At 58.3% G+C, this 3,096-nt stretch carries 2 protein-coding genes and 1 pseudogene; 1 reads left to right on the top strand and 2 read right to left on the bottom strand.

Features of this window, described 5'->3' with window-relative positions; translation table 11 throughout:
• Together V6C07_RS12700 and V6C07_RS12705 are read right to left on the bottom strand one after the other, a co-directional pair.
• Nucleotides 1-741, bottom strand: a pseudogene (locus V6C07_RS12700) (hypothetical protein); the annotation flags it as partial.
• Nucleotides 742-809: 68 nt separating this feature from the next.
• Entirely contained in the window at nucleotides 810-1,949 is a 1,140-nt protein-coding gene (locus V6C07_RS12705) for a sigma-54 interaction domain-containing protein (RefSeq protein ID WP_333536841.1), read from the bottom strand.
• 124 nt (nucleotides 1,950-2,073) lie between these two features.
• Here V6C07_RS12705 and V6C07_RS12710 point away from each other — a divergent pair.
• Nucleotides 2,074-3,096 (top strand): helicase-related protein (locus tag V6C07_RS12710; protein WP_333536842.1); only part of this gene is annotated, 1,023 nt, incomplete at its 3' end.

The following is a 3,096-nucleotide window of genomic DNA, read 5'->3' on the forward strand; positions in this document are numbered from 1 at the left end:
GCCTGCTTCCGATGCCTTTTCTCCGGCCGGGAGAGAGGCGGCAGCGTCGGACTCGGCAGGTTGCGTTACGGTTGAAAACGCCCTGCTTTCCGGCCAGTCTTCCGGCCCGCCGGTATTCACCTTGCCGATCACCGTCTGACGGTCCACCACGCCACCCTGACCACCCTGCACAGCAGGTTCCCCGATGGACGGCTGGGCTGCGTGGGCTTCGGGCAGCGACAGAAAACTCCAAAATCCCCCGGCAGCTTTTTTGCCGGGGGTTGGCAACGTGCCGCGGGACTGCCCGGCGGCAAAAAATTCTATGTCCAGCCTGCCTGGGGCAGACCGTTGAACAATACTCGCCGCGTGGCCGGAAAGCTGAACCTGTATGCGCCCGCCCGCAGATTCCACATTTTTGACAAGCGCCCCTGCGGCAGGCAGGCCACCGGCCCGCACCAAAGACGACATATCCGCATTGGGAAAATTAATGTAAAAAATTAAGTTTTGAGCGTCAGCAGAAACCACTTCAGTCCCTTGCGCAGGAGCATCAAGGTGCAGGCGAAGCCTTTCAACCCCTTCTTCCGGGGAAAACCAGCTCCAGGCGAGCGCTTGTGCGGGAGCCGGACAAAAGATGCCGATGGTCAGCAGGAGGAAAAAAAAGATGGGTGCACAAGCCTGCCGAAAGAAAGTACGGCTGATGCGCAAGATTTCGCCGGTATGGGCGGAAGAGTGAAAACGGCCTGTGCCGGTAAAAAAGATCATGTTCACGTGCGCTTCGCGAAGAGGGTTGAATATCAGGAACCGTCATGCGCTATGCAACATATGTACCATTACGCATTACGCTTTTTGAGTTTTTCAATAAGAGTCGTGCGTTTGATACCCAGTAACTCCGCCGCCTGATTCTTGACGCCCAGGGCCTTATCCAATGCCTCGTCAATCAGGCGTCCTTCAACCGCGTCAAGAAAATCCTTCAAGGTCAGGCCCTGCGCTTCCAGCACGCTCAGGTCAGGCCAGGCAAAAATGCCCGGTTCCCGCATGGTCCCATTGTTCGGCGTCGCGATGGAAGCTGGCGAGGCCTCATTTTCATTTTCAACATTCGCGTTGGTAACATGCTCAGGCGAAAGAGTATTTTCGGCCACGCCCGGATCTCCGGTGCCGTCACAAATATCTTCCACTTCCGGCAGGGATGCAATATCGCCCACCTGATCAAGTATCTTGCCGGGCAAATCCTGCGGGCGCACCACATTTCCGTCCACGAGAATGCTCAGTCGCTCCATAAAATTTTCAAGCTCACGCACATTGCCGGGCCAGGTGTAGGCAGAAAGCACACGGCGCGCGTCGTCGTCAAGCGTGAGCACCGGCCGCTTTTTTTTGCCGCAAAAATGGGTCAGAAAATACCGCGCCAGCACAAGCACGTCGCCTCCCCTTTCGCGCAGGGGCGGCAGGTGCAGAGGGATGACATTGAGGCGGTAGTAAAGGTCTTCGCGAAAGCGCCCGGCAGCCACCTCGGCTTCAAGGTCGCGGTTGGTGGCCGCCACAATACGCACGTCCACCTTTTTACAGCCGTTTCCGCCAACGCGCTCTATCTCTTTTTCCTGGAGCACGCGCAAAATCTTGACCTGAAGACTCAGATCCATTTCACCTATTTCATCAAGGAAGATGGTGCCGCCGTCCGCCAGTTCAAAGCGGCCCGGCCGGGAACGTATGGCGTGGGTAAACGCTCCCTTTTCGTGACCGAAAAGTTCGCTTTCAAGCAGTTCTTTAGGGATGGCCCCACAGTTGATGGGAACAAAGGGCCTGTCTTCACGGCTGCTGTTTGAGTGCAGGGCGCGCACGAGCAACTCCTTGCCTGTTCCGGATTCGCCGGTTACAAGCACAGTGCTGTCGGTGGGCGCAACCTTGCCGAGAACCTTAAAAACCTCTGCCAGACTTGTGCTCTGACCAATGATACCATCTGTATTCAACGCCATGAATTTTTCTCCACCAGTAATCCTTTCTTGTGTCAATACACTGACGCGAAAAGGATTACCAGTAAAAAAGCTGTTTTGACATTCCGTTTATCCAGCCAGTATCCGTATGAACGAAAATTCCGCTATGTCCGCTCTGCCAGGCCTGCCTCCCTGCCCCCTGGACGGGGAAAAAGAAAAACTGCTTGCCGCCCTTGAGCAGAACAGCGGGCTTGTGCTCAGCGCCAGCCCTGGCGCGGGCAAGAGCAGCAGGGTTCCCCTGTGGCTGCTTGACGCCCCGTGGCGCTGCGGTCGCAATATACTCCTGCTTGAACCGCGCCGCGTTGCGGCCCGCGCCCTTGCCAGGTACATGGCTGCCCTGCTGGGTGAAAAGGTGGGACACACTGTGGGCTTGCGTATGCGCGACGAAAACCGCACCGGCCCGCACACGCGCATTGAGGTGGTCACCGAAGGGGTGCTCACCCGCATGCTGCAAGAGCAGCCGGATCTGCCCGGCACGGCCTGCGTCATCTTTGACGAATTTCACGAGCGGTCGCTTACCGCCGATATGGGGCTGGCGCTCTGTCTGGAAAGCCAGACCGTTCTCAGGCCTGACCTGCGCCTTGTGGTCATGTCTGCCACACTGGACGTTCAGGCTGTATCCGGCCTGATGGGACAATGCCCCATCATCCACAGCCCGGGACGCTGCTTTCCGGTTGATGTGCGTCACCTGCCCCTCACACTTCAGGCAGGGAGGCTTTCACCTTCGGCGGGCGGCGCTTCCGCCCTGTGGCAGCACATGGCCGGTGTAATACTTGCCCTGATGCAAAAAGAACCCGGCAGTCTGCTGGCGTTTTTACCCGGCACAGGTGAAATCCGCCAGACAGCCGCATTGTTGGAAGAACGCCTCCCCCCCGACGTGTGCCTGCACACGCTTCACGGCAACCTTTCCGCAACGCAGCAGGATGAGGCCATTGCCCCGGCCCCGCAGGGCAAGCGCAAGGTGGTGCTAGCCACCTCGATTGCCGAAACCTCACTGACCATAGAAGGCGTGCGTATGGTTGTGGATGCCGGACTTGCGCGCCTTTCGCGTTTTGACCCCGCCAGCGGCCTTTCCCGCCTGATAACGGAGCGCGTTTCTCTGGCAGGAGCGGATCAGCGCACCGGCCGC

It is taken from the genome of Desulfovibrio sp. 1214_IL3152 (assembly GCF_036763055.1).
Lineage (GTDB): Bacteria > Desulfobacterota > Desulfovibrionia > Desulfovibrionales > Desulfovibrionaceae > Desulfovibrio.